Consider the following 21,289-nt stretch of genomic DNA (forward strand, 5'->3'; position numbering starts at 1 on the left):
ACGGTGAACAGCTTGTTGTGAGAGCCCGCCGGGATTTCGCCCCGGCAGGCGAGTCCCTTTCTTTGCTGCGCCAAAGAAAGGGACCAAAGAAAGGCGCTGAATGCACGCAGCCGACCTAGGGTCGGCCGCGATTGCACGTCCGGTTCACATGGCTCCCATACCCCTTCTGGGACTGCGAAAACCTGCCCGCTAAGCTGGCCGGAGTACCGGCCGACTAGACCACCGCAAACCATCACGGGCTCTCTGCGATGACGAGACCCCCAATGAGCAAGCGCGCCCGGGGGCTGCATCGAGGCAGAAGCAGCAGTAGGGGGCTTCACGGCACCAGCCTCCCCAGCGCCTGCAGGCTGAGATACAGCGCGGCACCGATCAGCAGGTTCTTGAATCCGACGTAGGCAATCATGTCCATCCAGGTGGCGGCGCGATAGTGCGCCTTCCACCACGGGCCGTCCTTGACGAAGCTCATGCCCTGCTTGCGCAGCAGCACTTCGTACACGCTCCAGCCAATCCACCAGCCCACCACCGCCGCGGCCGACAGCTTGCTTTGCCAAGCGAACACCCAGGCCAGGCTGGCCGCCACGGCCAGGCCGATGCCGGCGATCTGCAGGGCTTTGGCGCTGCGCCAGCCGTCCACGCTCCAGGGCGACAAGTGATGGCGCGCCTCGGCCCACAGCCAGGCCAGGCTGAACTCGCGCGCCAGGTGGGGCGGGGCCACGGGTTCGGTGGCGGCGCGCGGGTCCTTCTCGGCCGGGATGGGCTTGAGCTTTTCCACCGGCACTATTGGCACGATGGGGATGAAGTAACCCTGGCGGTCGATGGCCGTCAGTGGCTGGCCCTCGCGCTCGCGCTGTTTGCGCTCCTTGGCCAACGGCGGGCAGGCGTGCGTGTCGGTGTAGAGCACCATGCAATCCAGGCAGTGCAGGCACTCGCGGTGGTCGATGCGGCCATGCACGTCGATGGCCAGCGAGCCGCAACCCTTGGCGCAGGCCTTGCAGCTGTTGCATTCGGCCTTGCGGCGCAGCCCGAACCAGCGGAAGGTGGAGGGCAGGGCCAGCGAGGCGCCGAGCGGGCAGAGGTACTTGCAGTAGGGCCGCTCGATGAAGAGCGCCACGCCCAGGATCAGGGCCACGAACAGGCCATACGGCCAGCTGCGGTTCATCACGCCCACCAGGAAGGTGGTCTTGAAGGGTTCCACCTCGGCCAGCAGCTCGGCCAGGGTCATCGACACCAGCGAGATGCCAAACAGGCCGAAGAAGATGAAGTACTTCAGGTTCTTCAGCTGGTCGTGCAGGGGTTTGGGCAGCGCGCGCTGCAGTTTCTTGAGGCCCAGCAGACCGGCCACCTTGTACAGCCCTTCCTGCAACGAGCCGAAGGGGCAGAGCCAGCCGCAGAACAGGCCGCGCCCCCACACAAAAGTGGTGACGATGATGAAGACCCAGAACACGAAGATGAAGGGGTCCGAGAGGAACAGCTCCCACTGCCACTGGAACAGCAGCGAGTGGAACCAGGTCAGCACCTGGGTGATCGACGGCTGGGCCAGCAGGCCGAAGCCGACGAAGAAGATGGAGAGCGCCCAGGCCGTGTACTTGAAGGCATTGACCGGCCACTTGTTCTTGTGGGTCGAGAGGCGCGTGAGGCGCTCGCGCTGCGAATAGACCAGGGCCGTGGCCAGCAGCAGGGCGATGAAGCCGATCAACGCGCCGGGCCGTGCGGCCCAGGCCTTCTTCCAGGGCGCCGTTTCTTCCTCGACCTGGGGGCGGCCGCCTTCCAGGCGGGCGTCACTCAGCCAGTAGCGCTGCTCGAAGTTGGCGAAGCTGCGCTGGCCGGTGGCACGGTCCACGCGGTTGCCCAGAAAGTTCAGCTTCCAGGGGTGGGCGGCCGAGAAGGCCTTGGAGCGCAGGATGAAGATCGCCGCCTCGCTGTACTCGGGCGCGCCCGGCGCCTCCAGCGCGTAGAGGTTCAGGTAATCGGTGTCGCGGAAGGTGAAGAGGTCGCGGCCCTGCTTGATCTGGATGCGGTCGTAAATGCCGCCGCGCACGAAGCCCGAGCCCTTGAAGCTTTCGGCCCCGGCGGTGCGCACGATGAAGAGCGCGTGCTCGTGTTCCTTCAAGCGGCTGCGCAGGCTCTCGAAGCCGGCCTTGCCCAGCAACGCGGCGCCAATCTCGGGGTGGTCCAGGCTGCCGAACCACAGTTCGATGAAGGGCTCCCCCGACGGCGGCAGCCCCACCTGCTGGGGTGTGACGACCAGGCGCTGCACCGCGCCCTCGTCTACCAGTTCGGCCCAGCTGGGCGTCTTGCCGCTCTTGGCAAAGCGCGCCGGTTCACGCACGGTGGGCGGCAGGATGCCGACCTGCGCGGCCACGGCCTGGCCGGCGGTGGTGATGACCTGGTTCTGCGCAATCACCGTGACGGTGGCGCCCGAGATCGCGTCCAGATGCGTGGCGCCGCTGCCGCCGCTGCCCACCTCCAGGTTCTCGGCCACGTTGTGGCCTTTGTACTGGTCGTGGAATTTGGTGAGGGCCGATTCGGGGATGCCCAGCAGCAGGATGGGCTCGGAGTGCTTCAGCACCTTGAAGCCGACAAAGCGGCCGGCCTTGTCCATGCCGATCAGGGTCACCACCGGCTTGCCGGAGTAGGCCGGCGTGTCGGTGATGTCGGTGGAGAGCAGCACGTAGCCCAGCAGCTGGTCCTGCGCGTCGTAGGCCTCCACAAAGGGCGGCTGCCCCTTGCGGGCGGAGAAGCGCGTGGCCCCCGGAAACACCTCGGTGCAGGCCACGCGCTCGCACAGCATGGGGTGGCTGCTCAGGTCATCGGGCAGCTTGGCCTCGTAGGCCTGGCCGAAGGCCGCGCCGATCAGAAGAAAAAACGCGGCCACGAGGGCCGCGATGAAGTGCATTACCGGCATCGTTGTACAGCTTGCGTTCCGGGCTCGAGTCGGCACACAAACTCTCCCTGTTCCAGAAAAACCCACGAAGCGCCTCCGGGATCCAGTGCCACGGTGGAACCGGCTTTGCCGGGCCACTCGTGGCGCCCCCTGGGGGGCCGAGGCCGGACACAAAGGGCCCTGTGGGCCGTTTGTGCCTGCCGAGGGGTTGGGCCACTGGCCCAACCTGGCCCGTAGGGCGCCGAAGGCGCTTCGGGGGGGATGGTTAGGCCTCAACAATCATGCGGGTGCGCATTTCGAGGTGCAGGGCGTGACAGAAGTGTGTGCAATAGCACCAGTACACGCCCGGATCACCGGCGGTGAAGGTGACCGAGGCGGTCTCCTGCGGGTTGACGATGAAGTTGACGTTGTGGCCCGGGATGGCGAAGCCGTGCGTCAGGTCTTCCACCTTGTCGAGGTTGGTCAGGATCAGCGTGACCTCGTCGCCCTTCTTCACCTTGAACTCGCGCAGGCTGAAGGCCGGGGCCTGCGAGGTCATCTTCACCGTGACCTTCTTGCCGTTGCGCGTCACGCCCGACTCCTTCGGGTCCTTCACCGCATGCGGGAAGTCGTCCAGGTTGTAGACCTGCTTGGGCTTGAGCAACTCGCGCTTGAAGATGATGAAGTCGTGCGGTTCGCCGCGCACCGGGTGGTCGGCCATCAACACCATCTTCTCGCCGCTGATGTCGATCAGCTGCTCGTTCTCGGCGTGCAGCGGGCCTACGGGCAGGAAGCGGTCCTTCGAGAACTTGCAACCCACGGCCAGGTACTTGCCATCGGCCGCCACGGTCTCGCTCTGCGAGGCATTGATGTGGCCGGGCTGGTAGTGCACGTCGATGCGGTCCACCACGTACTTGGCGTTCTTGTCGCCCTTGTGGAAGGCGATGGCCTTGTCGACGTTCCACTTCACCACCTGGCTGTCCAGGAACAGGGTGGTGTAGGCGTTGCCGCGGCCGTCGAAGGCGGTGTGCAGCGGGCCCAGGCCCAGTTCCACTTCGGCAGCGATGGCGCCGTCCAGCTTCTCCAGCTTGCCGTCGAACCACTCCAGCACCTTGCTCAGCTCGATCACCGTGGCGGTGGGCGAGAGCTTGCCGGCGCAGATGAAGTACTTCTGGTCCGGGCTGGCGTTCACGCCGTGCGGGTTCTTGGGCACGCTCACGTAGGCGGTCAGCGCGCTCTTGGCGTCGGCATTGGCGGCACGGGTGCCGTCCACCACCGGCACCTTGGAGCTGCCGATGGTCTTGAACTTGCCGGCCTTGACGGCCTCTTCGATGCGGGCGATGTTGAAGAACACGCAGGCGTCGCGCTCGGCGGACATCATGTCCTCGTACTTCGCGCCCATCTCGGTGTTGTACTGGTTGGTCGCGGCCAGCTTGCCGTCGTAGCTGGTGGCTACGAGGTCGCAGTTGCCGTCGATCATGACCTGCCAGCGCAGCTCCATCGTCTCGGCGTCCACGCAGCTGAAGAGCGAGTGGTACTGCTTGGCGTCGTCGGTGCCGGCGTTGGGCAGGGGGATGCTGAACTCACCGCCGCAGAACACGCGGGTGGTGTAGTTGATGGCCGGGTCCACCGGGTCGCGCTTGTCCGGGAAGATGCCGTGGAAGCCCTGCACATTGGGCAGCTGGGTGATCTTGTCGCAGACGAAGTAGTCCAGACGGATGCGCGCGATGCGGCTGTTGATCTTGTCGTTGATCCAGGCGTAGCGGCCGTCGTAGTTGCCGTCCTTGTAGGAGGCGTGCGTGTGGTGGGTGTCACCCACCGAGTAGCGCAGGTTGCCGTCGGCCTTCGTGCCCATGATCTTCTTGGACTCGTTGGTGTGGCCCCAGCCCACCAGCGCGTCCGGCACGAAGCAGGGGATGCGCAGCAACTCGCGGCCCGAGGGCAGGCCGAGCACGCGCATGTCGCCGGTGTGGCCACCGCTCCACAGGCCGTAATAGGTGTCCAGCTCGCCCGGCTTGAGGTGGCTGGCATTGGCCGCGCCATGGCTGCCGGCGGCCGGTGCCGAAGCCGCCGACGCACCGCCGCTGGCGGGCTTTTCCGTGCAGGCGGCCAGGCCGGCCAGACCCACCAGCGCGGTGGTGTTGAAGAAGCGGCGACGCCCCAACTCCGGCGTGGCTTCTTGCAGCGATTCAGTCTTCTTGTCAGTCATGGTGTCACCTTGGGGTGGGGGTCAGGAAAGGGTGGGCGGGCCCCGCAGCGGGGGTTGCCAGGCGGGTGTAGCGGGCGCGCACGCAGCCAGAACGGGCTCGGGCCGGGCTTGCGGCGGAGGGTTCGGTGCTGGCGTCGGCTGCCAGGGGGAAGGGGGGGCCAACAGGGGCAGGCAGGCGGCGCAGTGCACGCGGCCGTCCGGTCCGGGGATCTGGTCGTCGGCCGCGGCGGCATGGCAGGTCGGGCCATGCAGCGGTTCCATCAGTGGCGCGGCCACTGCCACGCCCAGGGTCAGCAGCCACAAGCCCAAGGCCCAGGCCGCCAGACCGCGCAGGCGGGTCAGGGTTCGGGGCGGGGGTGTGGGCCGAGAGCTCATCTTGGGGGCGCATCGTTCGCTCAATGCCCCCGGGCTTCCATGACTCAGATCAAGCCTTTGACCGGAGTGCGGGTCTTTGCGGGGGCTTGATCCAGAGCAATGGCGCGGCTTTCCCGCGCCGCCCACAATGCGCGCGTTCACTGAGAACTCTCATCACGGAGACAAACCCATGAAACACCTGAGCGCTGCTCTGGCACTACTGGTCCTGCTGTCCGCTTGCGGCAAGAAGGAAGAAGCCGCGGCCCCGGCCGCACCGGCCGCCACGCCGGCCCCTGCTGCCGCCCCCGCACCGGCCCCGGCGGCGGACAACGAGCTCGGCAAGTCCGTCTTCAACAAGACCTGCGCGCTCTGCCACAGCGCCGGCGTGGCCGGCGCACCGAAGCCGGGTGACAAGGCCGACTGGGGTCCGCGCATCGCGCAGGGCAATGACACCCTCTACAAGCACGCGATTGAGGGCTTCAACGGCGCCAAGGGCGCAATGCCGGCCCGTGGCGGCGGGGCCTCGCTGACCGATGAACAGGTCAAGGCCGCGGTCGACTACATGGTCAACCAATCGAAGTGAAGACTATGCTCTCGCGCCGCGGTTTTGGTGTCTTCGGTGCCGTTGCCCTGAGCCTGCTGGCCCCGGCCACGCAGGCGGCGCTGCGCGCTGGTGAGATGCGGCGCGAGCAGCGCGTGTTGATGGGCACGCGCGTGAGTTTGCTGCTGCCGGGTTCTGCCTCCGAGCTGGCCGATCTGGCCGCGCCGGTGGCAGCGGCCTGGGCCGAGATGGCGCGCCTGGAAGCCCTGCTGAGCCGTTACCGCGGCGACAACCCGGTGGCCGCGCTGGCGGCCCAGGCGGGCCGGCGCCCGCTGGCCGTGCCGGCCGAGCTGCGCGAGTTGCTGCAGCAGGCCAAGCGGCTGTCGGCGCGCAGCGGCGGCGCCTTCGACGTGACGGTGGGCGCCTACAGCGACTGGCGGTTCGATGGCGCCCAGAGCATGCCACCGGCCGAGCGCCTGGCGGCGCAGCGCCGCGCGGTGGATTGGCGCGCCATCGAGATCGACGGCGCGCAGGTGCTGCTGAACCGTCCGGGCATGCGCCTGGATCTGGGCGGCATCGCCAAGTTGCCGATCCTGGCCGCGGGCATGGCGGTGCTGCAACGCGCCGGGGTGCGTCATGCACTCATCGACGGCGGTGGCGACATCTTGGCCATCGGCCAGAACCAGGGCCACGCCTGGCAGGTGGGCCTGCGTGACCCGCTGCAGCCGCAGCAGCTGCTGGGCAGCGTCCCGCTGGCCGATGGCGGTTGGGTGGTCTCCTCGGGCGACTACGAGCGCTGCTTCGAGCAGGGCGGGCGCCGCTACCACCACATCCTGGACCCCCGCAGCGGCTGGCCCAGCGTTGGCGTGCATGGCGTCAGCCTGCTCGGGCGTGACGTGGCGGCCCTGAACGGACTGGGCACCGCGCTGATGCTGCGCGGCCCCGATCCCAGCCTGTTGCCGGCGGGTGTGGAGGCCTTGCTGGTGCGCGCCGATGGGCGGCGCTGGCATGCAGGGGGTGATGCCATGGTGACCTTGGGCTGAACGCACGGGCGCTCTCGCCCGAAGTGCTCCCTGCGGTCCATGGCGCTGAGCCCCAGCGCCTGTTCGCAATACGTCAAAGCTGGCCCGCTGCGCGGGCCGGTTGCGTTGCCAACTTCTGAAGCTTCGATAGCGACGCCTCTTGCGCCGGACCGAGGGTCGCGGTGGCGCTCACGGGTGTGAGTGATGCCGGCCCAGCGGTGGGCATCGGGGCGCGGCGTGCGGGTCTCCAAGGCTCATCTGTATATACTGTGTATGTCGCATATGCACAGTAGTCGATCCGGTGAGCGCCCAGCTGTTTCTTTCCACCGCCTCCGCGACGCCGATGTACCGGCAGATCGTGGACCAGGTCACCGCCAAGGTGTTGGCGGGGGACTGGCCGCCGGGTAGCGCACTGCCTTCGATCCGCGAGCTGGCGGCGGCCAACGGCGTCAGCGTCATCACCGTGAAGCGGGCCTACCTGGAGCTGGAGCACGCCGGGGTGATCGTCACCCGCCATGGCAAGGGCTCCCTAGTGGCTGAAAGCACCGACTCGACCCGCGCCCACCTGCGCAACGAGCTGCTGGGGCAGATCGATGCCCTCTGGGCCACGGCCGGGCGCCTGGGCTGCACGGCGCAGGAGCTGCAGCAATTGATCACCGAGCGCCAACCCGAAGGAGACCCCTCATGACCCTGGCCTTTTCCCTGCAGGGCGTGTGCAAGCGCTACGCGCCCTTTGCCCTCGGCCCGCTGGACCTGGACCTGCCCGAGGGGCAGATCCTGGGTCTGATCGGCGTCAACGGGGCGGGCAAAACCACCTTGCTGCGCCTGCTGGCCGGGCTCACGCTGCCGGATGCCGGGCAGATCGAGGTGCTGGGCCTGCCCATGCCGGCGGAGCAGGTGCGCGTCAAGCAGCAGCTCGGGCTGGCGAGCGAGGACATGCGCCTCTACGGCACGCAAACCCTGGCCTGGCATATGGACTTCATGCGCGGCCTCTACCCGGCTTGGGACGCGGCCTATGCCGCGCACCTGCTGCAACGCTTTGACCTGCGTGCCGAGCAAAAGCTCGCGGGCTGCTCGCATGGCCAGCGCGTCAAGGCCCTGCTGCTGCTCACCCTGGCGCGCCGCCCGCGCCTGCTGCTGTTGGACGAACCCACCACCGGGCTGGACCCGGTGGCGCGCGCCGAGGTGCTGGAGGCCCTGGCCGATGTGCTGCAGGACGAGCGCCGCACCGTGGTGTTCTCCTCGCACCAGACGGCGGAGGTGGAACGCCTGGCCGACGCCATCGGCTTTTTGCATGCCGGCCGCCTGCTGGCCTGCGAGGACCGCGAGAGCTACCTCAGCCGCTGGCGCCGCATCGTGGGCCTGGGGGCTCTGGGCGAGCACGTGGCCGCCTGGCCCGAGGTGGCGCAGCTGCGCCGCAATGGGGCACTGCTGGAGCTGCGTGTGAGCGAGCACAGCGAGGCCCTGCTGCAGCGCCTGATTGGCGAGGGCCTGCAGCCGCAGCAGTGCGAACCCATGAGCCTGGAAGAAATCTTCGTCACCACCGTGCGCCGGCCCACGCCGGCCCAAGGAGTACCCGCATGAAGGCCTCACTCAACCTCCCGGCCATCCGGGCCCTGGTCGTGAAGGACTGGCAGCTGTTCGAAAAGCAGCTGGCGGCCTATGTGGCGGCGGGCCTGCTGGCGCTGGCGCTGATCGGGCACGCCACGCGCTGGAGCTTCTACCTGGGCTCGCTGCTGCTCATCATCGTCATGGTGGCGGTGTCCTGCTTTGCCATCAGCACCTCGGTGCTGAACGAGCGCAAGGAAAAGACCCTGGCCTTCGTGATGAGCCTGCCGGTGGCGCCGCTGGACTTCTACCTCGCCAAGCTGGTGGGCAATCTGGTGACCTTCGGCGTGCCCTTCGGGCTGCTGGCCGCTGGCGCGGTGGCCGTCACGCTCTGGACGCCCGTGCCCGATGGCCTGCTGACCCTGGTGCTGCTGCTGTGCGGTCACATGTTGCTGGCCTACTGCGTGGCGCTGTGCGTGGCCCTGCAGGTGGAGTCGGAGGGCTGGAACATCTTCGCCATGATCAGCAGCTCGGCGCTGATCAACCCCTTCCTGGCGGGCCTGAGCCAGATCCCCGACATCGCCCGCCACTGGCAGGGCGACACGGTGGTGTGGAGCTGGCAGGCCCTGAGCATCCTGGCGCTGCAGGGCCTGGGCAGCCTGGCCCTGCTGGCGTATGCGGGCTGGCGCCATCTGCGCAAGCAGGCCTTTTTCTGACGATGGACCCGCGCAACCTGGCGCTGGACAACCTGCGCGCCCTGGCCATGCTGGCGGGCGTGCTGTTCCACGCCGCGCTGGCGCACAGCCCGCTGGTGCAACCCTTCTTCCCCACGGCCGATGCCGCACAGGTGGCGTGGCTGGACGCTGTGCTGTGGCCGCTGCACCTGGTGCGCGTGCCGGTGTTCTTCGTGCTGGCGGGCTACTTTGCGGCGCACACCCTGGCGCGGCGCGGCATGGGTGGGCTGATGCGCGACCGCGCGCGCCGCCTGCTGGTGCCGCTGGTGCTGGGCGTGCCGCTGCTGCACGGGGTGATGGGCGCGCTGGTGCAGCAGGCGGTGGTCCATGTGCAGCAGCCGTCCCCGCTGCTGCGCTGGCTGCGCGAGGCCCAGGCGGCCGGCCACCCGCTGCCGCCCCCAGGCACCGGGCATCTGTGGTTCCTGTACTACCTGCTGCTGTTCACGCTGCTGATCTGGGTGGCGCGCCAGCTGCTGCCGCCCGCCCTGGGCGCGTGGCTGCAGCGCCTGCCGCTGCGCGCCTGGCTGCTCGGGCTGCCCCTGCTGCTGGCGCCGGCGCTGGCCAGCGTCAGTGCCCCGCATCCCGCGCCGGAAAGCCTGCTGCCCCAGTTCTGGGCCTTGGTGTGTTACGGCGGCTTCTTCGTCTTCGGCTACTGCGCCGGGCCGCACCTGCCGGCGCTGGTGCAGGCGCGCACGCTCGGTCTGCTGGGGGGCGCCGGGGGCCTGGCCTGTGCGGCCTTCCTGCTGCTGCTGTGGCCCGCGCGGGCCCAGGCCGGGCTGTTGATGGGCCTGGTGTCGGCCTGCGCCAGCGTGTGGCTGACCCTGGCACTGCTGGGCCTGGGCCAGCGCCTGCTGAACATCCGCCATGCGCCGCTGCGCCACCTGGCCGACGCCTCGTACTGGATCTACTTGGTGCACCTGCCGGTGCTGTTCGCGCTGCAGTTCGCCTGGATGGATCAGCCCTGGCCCTGGTATCTCAAGCTGCCACTCGCCGTGGTGGCCACGCTGGCCATCGGCCTGCTGAGCTTTGAGATGGGCGTGCGGCGTGGGGCTTTGGGGCGCTGGCTGCTGGGCCGTTCGCCCCGGCCGCAGGCAGTGGCCTGAGGCGCAGCGAAAGCGCGCTCAGGGCTGCAGGCGGCTCAGGCCTTCCAAGGCCCCGCAGGCCAGGCCGATCTGCCCGGGCGGCACCTGCGCCTCGCGCGGATTGATGCGCACCAGCCGCGCCTCGCGCCGATGCACCAGGGTCTCGCTGAAATGCCGCACCGAGGGCACGGCGGTGCCCGCGCCCAGCTCCACCACCACGATGCGCCCCGCCTTGCGCAGCCGCGCCTCCAAGCGGAGCTGCTGCTGGGCGCTGCGCGCATCCAGCCAGGCGCCGTCGCCGAACATCAGGATGTTGGGCCGCGCCAGCGCGCCGCACCCGGGGCAGCGGGGCGGCTCGTTCAGCAGCCGGCAGTCGGTCGCGTCCAGCACCGGCTCGAAGCCCTCGGCGGGCCAGATCGCCTCGCCGCAGGGCGTCGTGCACTGCAGGTGGTGGATCGAGCCGTGGCACTCGTAAACCTCGTCGAAGCCGGCGCGCTGGAACTGCCCGTCCACGTTCGAGGTGAACACCGTCACGCCGAGTGGCAAGCGCTCACCCCACTGCCGCAGCAGGCCAAAGCCCGCGTGCGGCTGCGTGCGCCGGTACAGCGCCAGGCGGTGGCCGTAAAAGCCCCAGGCGCGCGCCGGGTCTTGCGCAAAGCCGCGCGGGTTGGCCATCCCCACAAAGCTGTGGCCGCGCAGCGCGGGGTAGGCCTTCCAGAAGCCCTCGTTGCCGCGGAAGTCCGGCAGGCCGGAATCCACCCCCATGCCGGCACCGGCCGCCACCACCAGCAGTTCCGCATCGGCAATCCAGCCGGCCGCTTGTTCCCATTCGTCCATGGCGTCAGTTTGGCGCAATGCACCCAGGTCAAGAATGGGGCCACCATGCTGACGGCCTACCTGACCCACCCCGACTGCGAACGCCATGTGATGGGCCCCGACCACCCCGAGTGCCCGGAACGCCTGGCGGCGCTGAACGATCACCTGCTCATCAAGGGCCTGCTGGACTGCGTGCAGCCGGTGGATGCCCCCGAGGCCAGCGACACCCAGCTGCTGCGCGTGCACGACGCTGCCTGGCTCTACCGCCTGCAAGACCTGATCCCCGCCGAGGGCTATGCGCGCCTGGACGCCGACACCCTCGTCAACCCCTTCACCCTGCGCGCCGCGCGCCGCGCCGCCGGCGCCGCTGCCCACGCGGTGGACCTGGTGCTGAGTGGTCAGGCTCCCAACGCCTTCTGCGCCGTGCGCCCGCCCGGGCACCACGCCGGCCGGCATGGCGGCAGCGGCTTTTGCTTCTTCAACAACGCCAGCGTGGCCGTGGCCCAGGCGCTCAGCGAGCACGGCCTTCAGCGCGTGGCCCTGGTGGACTTCGACGTGCACCACGGCGACGGCAGCGAGGACATCTGGGCCGGCGACGAGCGCGTGCTGCTGTGCTCCAGCTACCAGGCCGATCTCTTCCCTTTCCGCGACACCAGCCCGCCCGCGGCCAACGTGGTGCTGGCCCCACTGCCCGCGCGCAGCGGCGGGCCGGCCATGCGCGCGGCCATTGAAACGCACTGGCTGCCCGCACTGGCGCGCTTCGCGCCGGAGCTGATCGTCGTCTCGGCCGGCTTTGACGCCCACCGCGAGGACGACATGGGCAACCTGGGCTGGAGCGAGGCCGATTACCTGTGGTTGAGCCAGCAGCTGCTGGCGCAGGCGCGCGCCAGCTGCGGCGGGCGTATCGTCTCCTGCCTGGAGGGCGGCTACTCGCTCTCGGCGCTGGCGCGCAGTGCCGCGGCGCACTTGCGTGTTTTGGTGGAGGCTTGATGAATCCCCATCCGCTGACTCCCCTGATGGCACCGCGTTCGCTGGTGGTGCTGACCAGCCCCGAGGGCCAGCGCAGCGCCGCGGCCGAGCTGCTGCTGGCGCACCTGAAGTCGCAGCGCTTCGAGGGCGAGTTCACCCTGCTGGACGTGCAGCGCAGCGGCACGCTGGCCGAGCTGGCGCAGGCCTGTGCCGATCTGGCCGTGCTGGCCCTGCCGCCGGGCGAGCTGGCCGGTGCGCTGGAGCTGGCCAGCCGCATCGGCTGCCGCAGCGCGCTGATCCTGGGCAGTCATCTGGACGTGGCGCTGGCGCGCCAGCTGCATGAGATTGCCGCCCGCGAGGGCCTGCCGCTGCTGGGCCCGAACTGCAGCGGCCTGCAGAACCCGCGCTTAGGCCTCAACGCCAGCCTGATCGGCCCGCTGGTGCGGCCCGGCGGCCTGGCGGTGCTCTCGCAATCGGGTTCGCTGTGCGCCGCGCTGCTGGAGGGCGCGAACGCCAGCGGTGTGGGCTTTTCCAGCGTCGTCGCCCTGGGGCCGCACCCGGGCGTGGACCTGGCCGACCTGCTGCTCTATCTGGCCGCGGACCCGCACACCCATTCCATCGTGCTGCACCTGGAAGGCCTGAGCGCGGCACGGCCCTTCATGAGTGCCCTGCGCCTGGCCGCCCATGCCAAGCCCGTGCTGGTGCTGAAGACCGGCCGGCGCGATGAAGGCCAGCGCGTGGCCCAAACCCACAGCGGCGCACTGGCCGGGCGCGACGAGGTGTTTGACGCTGCGCTGCGCCGTGCCGGCGCGGTGCGCGTCAACGCATCGGCCGAGCTCTTTGCCGCCGCCAAGGCCCTGGGCGTGCTGGGGCGGCGCGGCCGCACGGTGGAGCATGGCCTGGGCCTGGTCAGCAACGGCGGCGGCGCGGCCGTGCTGGCGGCCGACTGGGCCGAGCGCGTCGGCCTGCAGGTCAGCGCCCTGCACGACCTCAGCCCCGACGGCAACCCAGAGCAGTACCGCGAGGCCGTGCGCGCCCTGCAAAACCGTGCCGACACCGACGCCGTGCTGGCCCTGCACGCCCCGCTCCCCGGCAGCCCCGGCACGGCCTGCGCCGAGGCCCTGCTGCAAGTGCGCCCCGAGCTGGAAAAACCCCTGCTGGCCTGCTGGATGGGGGAGGGCGTGGCGGCCGAGGCCCGCACCCAGCTGGGCGCGGCCGGCATCCCGAGCTTTCGCACCCCCGAGGCGGCCGTGGGCGCGCTGGCGCACCTGGCCAGCTACCACCGCAACCAGCACCTGCTGGAGCAGGTGCCCGCGCCCCTCTCGCCCCTGCCCGCGCCCGATCTGGACGGCGCGCGCCTCTTGATCGATACCGTGCTGGCGCAGCGCCGCAGCCTGCTCACCGAGATGGAGAGCAAGGCCTTGCTGGCGGCCTTCCGCATCCCGGTGACCGGCACGCTCAAGGCGCGCAGCGCGCACGAGGCCATGATGATCGCCACGCAGATCGGCTTCCCGGTGGCGCTGAAGATCGACGACGAAGGCATCACGCACAAGAGCGATGTCGAGGGCGTGCTGCTGGACCTGCGCAATGCCCTGGCCGTGCGCGACGGCTTCGAACTGCTGCTCACGCGCGTGCGCCAGCACGCCCCGCAGCTGAAGGAGCTGGGCGTGACCGTGCAGCCCATGGCGCGCACGCGCCAGGCGCGCGAGCTGCACATCGGCCTGGTGCATGAACCGCCCTTCGGCCCGGTGATCGTGTTCGGCGCCGGTGGCACCCTGGTGGAGCTGATCAACGACCGCGCCATGGAGCTGCCGCCGCTGAACCGCTTCCTGGCGCGGCAGCTGATCGAGCGCGCCCGCGTGGCCAAGCTGCTCGGCCCCTGGCGCGGCGCCAACGCCGTGCAGATGGACGCGCTCGAAGCCCTGCTGATGCGCGTCTCCGAAATGGCCTGCGAGCTGCCGCAGCTGCGCGAGATGGACATCAACCCCGTGCTGGCCGACGAACAAGGCTGCGTGGCGGTGGACGCGCGCATCGTGCTGGCGGCCGAACCCACGGCGCCCGTGGGGGCGGCCTACCGGCACCTGGCCATCAAGCCCTTCCCGGTGCAGCTGGCGCACACCGTGGCGCTGCGCGACGGGCGCCTGTGCCAGGTGCGCGCCATCCAGCCCGACGACGCCGAGCGCCTGCAGGCCCTGGTGGCCGGCCTTTCGCCCGAGAGCCGCTACAACCGCTTCGCCGCCACGCTTACGCAGCTGCCGCCCAAGATGCTGGCGCGCTTCACGCTGATCGACTACGAACGCGAAATGGCCCTGCTGGCGCTGCACCGCGCCGGGCCTGATGCCGACGAGCAGATCGCCGGCGTGGCCCGCTACACCACCCACCCCGACGGCCGCAGTGCCGAGTTCTCGCTCCTGATTGCCGACGCCTTCGCCGGCCAGGGCCTGGGCTCGCGGCTGATGGAGTCGCTCTTCGCCGTGGCCCGCGAGCAGGGCCTGGAGCGGCTGGACGGCCTGGTGCTGAAGGCCAACACGGCGATGTTGAAGCTGGTGAAGGGGCTGGGGTTCAGTGTGGAGGCTTGTGAGGACGAGCCGGATTTCCGCGAGGTGACGAAGCTGCTTTGAGGCGCGCCGGCCGCAAGCCGCCGCGGTGAACCCATCAGCCCGGCGCAAGGGGCAGGTTTGGGCTCCGCCCCCGCCACTGCTGCGGCGTGCACCCAAACCAAGCCCGGAACGCATGGTTGAAGCTGCTCTGCTCCGCATAGCCGAGCAGAAAGGCCGTCTCAGTCAAGCTGATGGAGGGGTTTCGCAGGTACTGCGCGGCCAGCTCCTTGCGGGTGGCGTCCAGCAGGGCCTGGAAGCTGGAGCCGGCCTCGGCCAGGCGGCGCTGCAGGGTGCGCGGTGACACCGCCAGCGCCAGCGCCACTTCGCCAACGCGGGCGCCGTCCTGGGCCAGGCGTTCGGCAATCTGCGCGCGCACGGCCTGCAGCCAGGCGGCTTCGCTGGGGGCCTGCTGGGCCAGGGCCTGCTGGCGGGCGGCCAGCAGTTGGGCGGCGCGTTGCTCCAGCAGCGGAAAGAGGGCGGGGTCGGCGCCGGGGATGGGTTCTTGCAGCAGGGCGGCGTCGAAGCGCGCACGGGTGACCGGCGCGCCGTAGCTGACGCGCAGGCCGAACCAGTCGTCCAGGCGGCGGCGCAGCACCGGGTCGGCCGGTTCTGGGTGGGGGAAGGCGAGTTCGTGCACGGCCAGACGGCGCCCGGCCAACCAGGCGGTGAAGGCCAGGATGCTGGCCATCACCGATTCGGGCAGCTGGCGGCTGGGCAGGCTGTGCAGCCAGGGGCAATGCCAGAGGTAGACGGCCTCTTGCCCCTGCAGCACCAGCTCGCTGCGGCCCAGCTCGTGCGCCAGGCCCTCGAAGCGGCGGGTTTGCTGCACGGCGTCGCCAAAGCTCGCGCAAGAAAGCAGCACATGGCCGTAGGCGACGAAATGGCTGGCCTTCATGCGTGCGCCCACGCGCAGGCCGAAATCCGGCACGGCCGCGCCGCCGCGCTCCAGCAGCTCGATGTAGCTGCGCACCGGCAGGTCTTCGCCGGCCGGCACGCCGGCCTCGATGCCGAGCGCCACGGCCTCGTCCAGCGCCGCCTGCGCATAGGCGGCGGCCACCCGGGCTTGCGCCAGGGGAGGCAGGCCGAGTTCGGCGGCGCTGTGGTCGTGGGCGTGATGCATGCGGCGTGGCGGGCGGTTTGGCGCGATTTCACAAAGCGCCTTGGCGGCGGCGCGCAAGCTTAAAGCGGCGCTTGTTCCTAGCATGCCGCTCCACTCAGGAGGGCATGATGCGGCGTTGGAACGGTTGGGGCGATGACACGGTGGCGGCCACGCTGGCGCCGGAGGCGTTGGCGTTCTTGCAGGAACGCATCGGCGCTGGCTTGACGCCCCAGGACGCTTCGCTGGAGGCGGTATGCGCGCAGATTCCGCCCAGCCGCCTTCCCACACACCCGCTGGTGGACCGCAGCCCCGAGGCGCGCCTGCGCAGCAGCTACGGCCAGAGCCTGGGCGACTGGATTGCGCTGCGCTTTGGCGCCATCGGCCGCGTCAGCGACGGCGTGGCCTTTCCCGAGAGCCGCGAGCAGGTGCGCGAGCTGCTGGATTGGGCGGCCGCGCAGAACCTGCTGGTGATCCCCTGCGGCGGCGCCACCTCGGTGGTGGGGCACCTGAGCCCGGCGGCCGACGAGCCCCGCGCCGTGCTGACCCTGAACCTGACGCGCCTGCGCGCGCTCACCGCCTTGAACCGCGAGGCCCAGCTGGCCGACTTCCAGGCCGGCGTGCTGGGCCCGGACCTGGAGGCGCAACTGCGCGCGCAGGGCTACACGCTCGGCCACTTCCCGCAGAGCTTCGAGTACGCCTCGCTGGGCGGCTGGGTGGTGACGCGCAGCTCGGGTCAGCAGTCGCTGCGCTACGGCCGCGCCGAACAATGGTTTGCCGGCGGCCGCCTGCTGACGCCGGGCGGCGAGCTGCTGATTCCGCCGCTGCCGGCCAGCGCGGCCGGGCCGGACCTGCGCGAATGGGTGCTGGGCAGCGAGGGCCGCATCGGCGTGCTGACCGATGTGACGGTGCGCGTGCAGCGCCTGCCCGAGAGCGAGCGCTTCCTCGGGGTCTTCCTGCCCAGCTGGGACGCCGGCTTGGCCGCGGTGCGCGAGCTGGCGCAGGCGCGCGTGCCGCTTTCCATGCTGCGCCTGGCCAATGCGGTGGAAACCGACACCACGCTGCGCCTGGCCGGGCATGCGGGGCAGATTGCCTGGCTGGAGCGGTTCTTGAGCTGGCGCGGCTGTAGTGACGGCAAGGTGCTGCTGTTCGTGGGCCTCACCGGCTCAGCTACCCAGGTGCGCGTCGCACGGCGCGAGGCCTTGGCGCTGCTGCGCCGGTTTGGCGGCGTGTCCACCGGCCAGCTGCTGGGCAAGAAGTGGGCGGCCAAGCGCTTTGCGGGCGTGTACCTGCGCAATGCGCTGTGGGAGGCCGGCTACATGGTGGACACGATGGAGACCGCCATACCCTGGGGCGGCACCACGGCCATGGTGAACGCCATCGAGACGGCCGGGCGCGAGGCGCTGGCGCGCTTTGGCGAACGCTGCCATGCGTACACGCATCTCTCGCATGTGTATGCCACCGGGTCTTCGGTGTACTCGACCTTTGTGTTCCGGATTGGTGCTTCGGCGGAGGAGAGCCGGGCGCGCTGGGTGGCCTTGAAGGCGGCGGTGTCGGAGGCCATCGTTGCGCAAGGGGGCACGATCAGCCACCAGCACGGGGTGGGGCGCGACCATGCGTCGTATCTCGTGGCCGAGAAGGGTGCGGGTGGGGTGGCGGCGATTGCTTCGATGGTTCGCCATTTCGATCCCGCTCGCTTGTTGGGTAGCGGCAATCTGATTGCTGGCGATGAGTGAGTTGCTGGTCGGTGCAGCCCGCCGGGTCTCGCCCCGGCAGGCGAGTTCCTTTTGGCTTGACCCAAAAGGAACCAAAAGGTCAAGCCCCGATGCGCAGCCCCTTGGCTTCGCCAAGGGGTCCCCTGCGCTGCTCGCTTGCCTGGGCCGGCCCGAAACTCGCTGCGCTCACTGCGTTCGCTCCGCTCAGACAGTCGGGCCGAGCATGAATGGAACGCGCGCTGGCGCGCGCTGCCCAGCCAAGCTGCGCTGCTCGGCAGCGCATAGGGGCAGCAGCCCGAACAGCCAAGCAGCCAGCAGCCGGAAAAGAGCGCGATGGAGTCAGTCGGGGCTGCTCCGCATTCGGCTGTTGGCTGTTTGGAGTTCCCCCTATGCCAAGCCGAGGAGCACAGAAGAGTGGGCCCGCGCGCGCAGCGCGCCTCGTGCTCTGACTTGGCGCAACTGTTTGAGCGGAGTGAGCGCAGCGAACGCAGCGAGTTTTGCGCCAGGGCCCGCTCTTCGCGCACCGCAGGGAACCCCTCGCCGCAGGCGAGGGGCGCAGGCATCGGGGTCGCCTTTCTTTTCCCCCCTTTTCTTTGGCGAAGCAAAGAAAAGGGGGTCGGGTGCAGGGGTGAAGCCCCTGCGGGCTCTGGGCGATACCAAACGAGTCCAGGCATGAAGTTCGACCTTCTCATCCTCGGCGGCGGCATCACCGGCGCCGGCTGCGCCCTCGAAGCCGCCCGCCGCGGCCTGAAGGTGCTCCTCATCGAGCCAAACGACTTCGCCTGGGGTGCCAGCAGCCGCAGCAGCAAGTTGGTGCACGGCGGCCTGCGCTACCTGAAGCAGGGTGCGCTGCATCTGACGAAAGAGTCGCTGCAGGAACGCGAACAGCTGCTGCAGGATGCCCCCGGCCTCGTGGAGCCCCTGCGCTTTCTGATGGCGCACAACCCAGGCAGCAAACCCGGTCCGCGCACCATGCAGGCCGGCCTGTGGCTGTACGACCGCCTGGCCGGCCGCCGCACGCGCGCCCTGGCAACACCCGAGGCCGTGCAATGGCTGGCCCCTGGCCTGCGCGCCCAAGCAGGCGCCAGCCTGTATGAAGACGCCAGCACCGACGATGCAAGGCTGACCCTGCGCGTGCTGCAGGAAGCCCAGGCCCATGGCGCGCAGCTGAGCAACCGCACCGAACTGACCGAGCTGCTGCGCGACGCGCAAGGCCAGGTTCGCGGGGCGCGCTTGCGCGGGGCGAACGGCTTCGAACAGACGATCGACTGCCAGGCCGTGATCGCCGCCACCGGCGCCTACCTCGGCCCGCTGGCCGCGCAGCTGGGCCTGCCCGCGCCCCAGCTGCGGCCGCTGCGCGGCTCGCACCTGCTGCTGCCGCTGTGGCGCCTGCCGCTGGCCTGTGCCGTGGCCTGGGCCCACCCCGACGACGGCCGACCCGTGTTCGCCTACCCCTGGCAGGGCGCGCTGCTGGTGGGCACCACCGATGAAGACCACGCCCACCTGGCGCAGGAGCCCCGGCTCACGCAACCGGAACTCGACTACCTGCTGCGCGGCCTGAACGCGCAGTTCCCGCGCGCTTCCGTGCAAGCGGCCGATGTACGCAGCAGTTGGGCCGGCATCCGCCCAGTCATTGCCAGCGGCGCGGGGCTCAAGCCCTCGGAAGAGAGCCGCGAGCATTTGGTGCTCGCCCACCAAGGCTTGGTGGCCGTGGGTGGGGGCAAGCTCACCACCTTCCGCGTGATGGCGCGCCAGGCCTTGCAGGCGGCGCGCCCCTGGCTGCCGGGGCTGCGCGCGGAAAGCGGCGCGCAGATCCTGATGCCCGCTGGCGGCGCCGCGCTGCCGCTGGAGCCCGCCCAGGCCCGGCGCCTGCGCGGCCGCTTTGGCGCGCTGGCGCCCGCCGTGCTGGCGCAGGGCGGCGCGCCGCTGCCGGGCACGCAAACCCTGATCGGCGAGCTGCGCCACAGCCTGCAGCATGAGCAGGTGCACCATCTCGACGACCTGCTGCTGCGCCGCACCCGCCTGGGGCTGCTGCAGCCCGATTTCGGCGCCGGCCTGCTGCCGGCCCTGCGTCCGCATTGCCAGGAACTGCTGGGCTGGGACGCCGCGCGCTTCGCGCAAGAAGCTGAGCGCTACCTGGCGCTCGCGCGGAGCCAACACGGAGTGTTCGCTTGAAGGATCTGCTGCTCTCCATTGACCTCGGCACCCAGTCCGTGCGCGCCCTGCTGTTCGATCTGCAGGGCCAGCTGCTGGGTCGCCAGCAGCAGGTCTTCACCGATTACCAGCGCGAACACCCGGGCTGGATGACGCATGACGGCGAGGCCTTCTGGCTGGCCGCCGCCAGCTGCTGCCAGCGCCTCTGGGCCGAGCAACCGCCGTGGCGCCAGCGCCTGGCCGGCGTTTCTGTCACCACCCAGCGCGGTTCACTCGTGCCGATGGATGCCGATGGCCGCTGCCTGGCCCCGGCCGTCATCTGGCTGGATCAGCGCCGAGCGGATGCATTGCCGCGCATCGCCCCCTGGTGGCGCGCCGCCTTCGCGCTCGCCGGCGTGGCCGGCACCATCGACGGCTTCCAGCGCGCCGCGCCGGTCAACTGGTGGGCCCAGCACGAACCCGAACTGCACGCCCGCACCCACAAATTCATGCTGCTCAGCGGCCTGCTGAACCAGCGCCTCACCGGCCGCTTTGCCGACAGCATCGGCAGCCAGGTGGCCTACCTGCCCTTCGACTACAAGCGCCACGCCTGGGCCCCGAGCAGCGACTGGAAGTGGCAGGCCCTGGCCGTGCGGCCCGAGCAGCTGCCCGAGCTGCTGCCAGTGGGCAGCGCCATCGGCCAGGTGACGCCAGCCGCCTCCGCCGCCAGCGGCATCCCGGCCGGCACGCCGGTGCTGGCCGCCGCGGCCGACAAAGCCTGCGAGATCCTCGGCTCGGGCGCGCTGGCGCCCGAGGTGGGCGCGCTGAGCTACGGCACCACCGCCACCATCAACCTCACCAGCCCGCGCTACCTGGAGCACACGGCCTTTGTGCCGCCCTATCCGGCTGCGGTGCCAGGCCACTACAGCGTCGAGGTGCAGATCACGCGCGGCTTCTGGCTGGTGAGCTGGTTCAAGGAGCAGTTCGGCCACCCCGAGCGCGCGCTGGCCGAGGGCCTGGGCGTGGCGCCCGAGGCCTTGTTCGACGAGCTGGTGGCCCAGGTACCGCCGGGTTCGCTGGGCCTGACGCTCCAGCCCACCTGGAGCCCCGGCATCCGCGAGCCCGGCCCCGAGGCGCGCGGCGCCATCATCGGCTTCAGCGAGCAGCACACCCGCGCGCATCTGTACCGCGCCATCCTGGAAGGCCTGGCCTACGCGCTGCGCGGCGGGCGCGAGCGGCTGGAGAAGCGCGCCGGCCTCCAGCTCAAAGAGCTGCGCGTCAGCGGCGGCGGCTCGCAAAGCAACGCCGCCATGCAGCTCACCGCCGATGTGTTCCGCCTGCCGGTGGCCCGCCCGCACACGCACGAGACCTCGGGCCTGGGCGCGGCCATGGACGCCGCCGTGGGCTTGGGCCTGCACGCCGACTTCCCCACCGCCGTGCGCGAGATGACCCGCGTGACCCGCTGGTTCCAGCCCAACCCGGCCGCGGCCGATCTGTACGACCAGTACTACGGCTCGGTCTACCGCCCGATGTATGGGCGCCTGAAACCCCTGTACCAGGAGATGCTGCGCATCGGTGGCGGCCGGGCGGGCTGAGAATCGCGCCTG

General features: G+C 70.2%; 15 protein-coding genes. 11 read left to right on the forward strand and 4 right to left on the reverse strand.

The window, feature by feature from the left end; all coding sequences use genetic code 11:
• Positions 1–316 precede the first annotated feature (316 nt).
• Both ACE3QP_RS08450 and nosZ read right to left on the reverse strand, forming a co-directional pair.
• Positions 317–2,896 carry a 4Fe-4S binding protein gene (locus ACE3QP_RS08450; RefSeq protein ID WP_374435160.1) on the reverse strand — a complete coding sequence of 860 codons (2,580 nt, stop codon included), beginning with the start codon at positions 2,894–2,896 and terminating at the stop codon, positions 317–319.
• Positions 2,897–3,149: 253 nt separating this feature from the next.
• Entirely contained in the window at positions 3,150–5,072 is a 1,923-nt protein-coding gene (gene nosZ, locus ACE3QP_RS08455; protein WP_374435162.1) for a TAT-dependent nitrous-oxide reductase, read from the reverse strand.
• 544 nt (positions 5,073–5,616) lie between these two features.
• Here nosZ and ACE3QP_RS08460 point away from each other — a divergent pair.
• The 6 genes from ACE3QP_RS08460 to ACE3QP_RS08485 all read left to right on the forward strand — a co-directional run bounded on the left by ACE3QP_RS08460 (position 5,617) and on the right by ACE3QP_RS08485 (position 10,374).
• On the forward strand, positions 5,617–6,009 hold the full coding sequence (locus ACE3QP_RS08460) for a cytochrome c5 family protein (protein ID WP_374435164.1): 393 nt from the start codon (positions 5,617–5,619) through the stop codon (positions 6,007–6,009).
• Between the two features lie 5 nt (positions 6,010–6,014).
• Entirely contained in the window at positions 6,015–7,010 is a 996-nt protein-coding gene (locus ACE3QP_RS08465; RefSeq protein WP_374435165.1) for an FAD:protein FMN transferase, read from the forward strand.
• 280 nt (positions 7,011–7,290) lie between these two features.
• On the forward strand, positions 7,291–7,677 hold the full coding sequence (locus ACE3QP_RS08470; RefSeq protein ID WP_374435167.1) for a GntR family transcriptional regulator: 387 nt from the start codon (positions 7,291–7,293) through the stop codon (positions 7,675–7,677).
• Positions 7,674–8,573: an ATP-binding cassette domain-containing protein gene (locus ACE3QP_RS08475; RefSeq protein WP_374435169.1), complete on the forward strand. Its 900-nt coding sequence runs from the start codon at positions 7,674–7,676 to the stop codon at positions 8,571–8,573. The genes ACE3QP_RS08470 and ACE3QP_RS08475 overlap by 4 nt, the downstream gene beginning before the upstream one ends.
• Positions 8,570–9,253 (forward strand): hypothetical protein, encoded by a 684-nt coding sequence (locus ACE3QP_RS08480; protein WP_374435171.1) that lies wholly within the window; start codon positions 8,570–8,572, stop codon positions 9,251–9,253. The genes ACE3QP_RS08475 and ACE3QP_RS08480 overlap by 4 nt, the downstream gene beginning before the upstream one ends.
• Positions 9,254–9,255: 2 nt before the next feature.
• Positions 9,256–10,374, forward strand: coding sequence for an acyltransferase family protein (locus tag ACE3QP_RS08485; RefSeq protein WP_374435173.1), 1,119 nt, complete (start codon positions 9,256–9,258; stop codon positions 10,372–10,374).
• Positions 10,375–10,392: 18 nt separating this feature from the next.
• On the opposite strand, the gene ACE3QP_RS08490 is transcribed toward ACE3QP_RS08485, so the two are convergent.
• Complete coding sequence (locus tag ACE3QP_RS08490; protein ID WP_374435174.1) at positions 10,393–11,190, reverse strand: NAD-dependent deacetylase; 798 nt, start codon at positions 11,188–11,190, stop codon at positions 10,393–10,395.
• A gap of 45 nt (positions 11,191–11,235) precedes the next feature.
• On the opposite strand from ACE3QP_RS08490, the gene ACE3QP_RS08495 reads away from it, so the two are divergent.
• Complete coding sequence (locus ACE3QP_RS08495) at positions 11,236–12,159, forward strand: histone deacetylase family protein (protein ID WP_374435176.1); 924 nt, start codon at positions 11,236–11,238, stop codon at positions 12,157–12,159.
• A complete protein-coding gene (locus ACE3QP_RS08500) occupies positions 12,159–14,759 on the forward strand; it encodes a GNAT family N-acetyltransferase (RefSeq protein WP_374435178.1) in 2,601 nt (866 codons plus the stop codon). The genes ACE3QP_RS08495 and ACE3QP_RS08500 overlap by 1 nt, the downstream gene beginning before the upstream one ends.
• Positions 14,760–14,793: 34 nt before the next feature.
• On the opposite strand, the gene ACE3QP_RS08505 is transcribed toward ACE3QP_RS08500, so the two are convergent.
• Positions 14,794–15,858, reverse strand: coding sequence for an AraC family transcriptional regulator ligand-binding domain-containing protein (locus ACE3QP_RS08505; RefSeq protein ID WP_374435180.1), 1,065 nt, complete (start codon positions 15,856–15,858; stop codon positions 14,794–14,796).
• Between the two features lie 107 nt (positions 15,859–15,965).
• Here ACE3QP_RS08505 and ACE3QP_RS08510 point away from each other — a divergent pair, with 107 nt between their 5' ends.
• From ACE3QP_RS08510 to ACE3QP_RS08520, 3 genes are all read left to right on the forward strand, one after another.
• Entirely contained in the window at positions 15,966–17,570 is a 1,605-nt protein-coding gene (locus tag ACE3QP_RS08510; RefSeq protein ID WP_374435181.1) for an FAD-binding oxidoreductase, read from the forward strand.
• A gap of 651 nt (positions 17,571–18,221) precedes the next feature.
• The gene (locus ACE3QP_RS08515; RefSeq protein ID WP_374435183.1) at positions 18,222–19,724 is read left to right on the forward strand and encodes an FAD-dependent oxidoreductase; all 1,503 of its coding nucleotides are present in this window, start codon (positions 18,222–18,224) and stop codon (positions 19,722–19,724) included.
• Entirely contained in the window at positions 19,721–21,277 is a 1,557-nt protein-coding gene (locus tag ACE3QP_RS08520; protein ID WP_374435185.1) for an FGGY-family carbohydrate kinase, read from the forward strand. The genes ACE3QP_RS08515 and ACE3QP_RS08520 overlap by 4 nt, the downstream gene beginning before the upstream one ends.
• Positions 21,278–21,289 lie beyond the last annotated feature (12 nt).

The sequence above is a fragment of the Inhella sp. genome (assembly GCF_041912635.1).
GTDB lineage: Bacteria > Pseudomonadota > Gammaproteobacteria > Burkholderiales > Burkholderiaceae_C > Inhella.

Bases quoted from the DNA above. Each gene is read 5' to 3' on its own strand.
- ACE3QP_RS08450 (WP_374435160.1), bottom strand. From the start codon at position 2,896: ATGCACTTCATCGCGGCCCTCGTGGCCGCGTTTTTTCTTCTGATCGGC.
- nosZ (WP_374435162.1), bottom strand. From the start codon at position 5,072: ATGACTGACAAGAAGACTGAATCGCTGCAAGAAGCCACGCCGGAGTTG.
- ACE3QP_RS08460 (WP_374435164.1), top strand. From the start codon at position 5,617: ATGAAACACCTGAGCGCTGCTCTGGCACTACTGGTCCTGCTGTCCGCT.
- ACE3QP_RS08465 (WP_374435165.1), top strand. From the start codon at position 6,015: ATGCTCTCGCGCCGCGGTTTTGGTGTCTTCGGTGCCGTTGCCCTGAGC.
- ACE3QP_RS08475 (WP_374435169.1), top strand. From the start codon at position 7,674: ATGACCCTGGCCTTTTCCCTGCAGGGCGTGTGCAAGCGCTACGCGCCC.
- ACE3QP_RS08480 (WP_374435171.1), top strand. From the start codon at position 8,570: ATGAAGGCCTCACTCAACCTCCCGGCCATCCGGGCCCTGGTCGTGAAG.
- ACE3QP_RS08485 (WP_374435173.1), top strand. From the start codon at position 9,256: ATGGACCCGCGCAACCTGGCGCTGGACAACCTGCGCGCCCTGGCCATG.
- ACE3QP_RS08490 (WP_374435174.1), bottom strand. From the start codon at position 11,190: ATGGACGAATGGGAACAAGCGGCCGGCTGGATTGCCGATGCGGAACTG.
- ACE3QP_RS08495 (WP_374435176.1), top strand. From the start codon at position 11,236: ATGCTGACGGCCTACCTGACCCACCCCGACTGCGAACGCCATGTGATG.
- ACE3QP_RS08500 (WP_374435178.1), top strand. From the start codon at position 12,159: ATGAATCCCCATCCGCTGACTCCCCTGATGGCACCGCGTTCGCTGGTG.
- ACE3QP_RS08505 (WP_374435180.1), bottom strand. From the start codon at position 15,858: ATGCATCACGCCCACGACCACAGCGCCGCCGAACTCGGCCTGCCTCCC.
- ACE3QP_RS08510 (WP_374435181.1), top strand. From the start codon at position 15,966: ATGCGGCGTTGGAACGGTTGGGGCGATGACACGGTGGCGGCCACGCTG.
- ACE3QP_RS08515 (WP_374435183.1), top strand. From the start codon at position 18,222: ATGAAGTTCGACCTTCTCATCCTCGGCGGCGGCATCACCGGCGCCGGC.